Raw genomic sequence first — 1,031 nt, forward strand, 5'->3', positions numbered from 1 at the left:
GTCCGGTGATTTGGACAATACTTGCTTCTTTTAAACCTGGTAATAATCTATTTAGTTCATCTTTTTCTGATGTTTCATTTACCTTAGAACACTATAAAACTCTATTTTCGGATACGCCTTATTTAGACTGGTATAAAAATACATTTATTTTAGCAACAGCGAACATGTTAATTTCTCTTGTGGTCGTCACTATGTCCGCATATATCTTTTCCYGCTACAGGTTTAAAGGAAAGCGCAATGTATTAATGGGTGTTTTAGTATTACAGATGTTTCCGGCATTTTTATCGATGACAGCCATCTATATTCTTCTGTCTAAAATGAATCTCATAGATACCTATACCGGAATGCTATTTGTTTATCTGACTGGTTCACTTCCGTTTATGACTTGGTTAGTTAAAGGTTATTTTGATGCGATTCCCACCTCTCTAGATGAAGCTGCGAAGATAGATGGTGCAGGGCATATGACCATCTTCATTGAAATAATTTTACCGTTAGCCAAGCCAATTCTTGTTTTTGTAGGATTAGTCTCTTTTACTGGCCCATGGATGGATTTCATTCTACCTACGCTCATACTTCGTAGTGAAGAAAAGATGACTCTCGCTATTGGAATATTTAGCTGGATTTCATCCAACTCTGCAGAAAACTACACACTATTCGCTGCAGGTTCTCTGTTGGTAGCTATACCCATTACGCTGCTATTTGTCGCTACGCAAAAACATATTACCGCGGGCCTTGTCAGTGGTGCAGTTAAAGAATAATAATCAGGATTATATATGATTACAAAAAGTGCATTAGCACATTTAGCTAAAAGTGCAGACAGTTACGCCTATGATAATGAAACATTACACATTCGTTTTCGTACTGCGAAAGACGAATTAGAGAAAGTCATGTTATGGATAGGTGATCCGTATCACTGGGCGGAAGGAGGCCTGGACGGTGGTAATCTAGGAGGCAGTGACGCGCATGGCTGGATTGGCGGAAATGAGATTTCGATGACTTTAGAAGGTCAGTCGGAATACCATGATCATTGG

The 1,031-nt window shown here is 38.8% G+C and carries 2 protein-coding genes; both read left to right on the forward strand.

The genetic code is table 11. From position 1 onward, the window contains the following. The coding region (locus BZG82_RS16030) for a sugar ABC transporter permease (RefSeq protein WP_077766320.1) at positions 1 to 758 on the forward strand (758 nt) is incomplete at its 5' end. Positions 759 to 773: 15 nt separating this feature from the next. Further along, a partial coding sequence (locus tag BZG82_RS16035) for an alpha amylase N-terminal ig-like domain-containing protein (protein ID WP_198928574.1) occupies positions 774 to 1,031 on the forward strand: 258 nt, incomplete at its 3' end.

This window comes from Salinivibrio sp. PR5, from assembly GCF_001996085.1.
In the GTDB taxonomy this organism is placed as follows: Bacteria; Pseudomonadota; Gammaproteobacteria; order Enterobacterales; family Vibrionaceae; genus Salinivibrio; species Salinivibrio proteolyticus.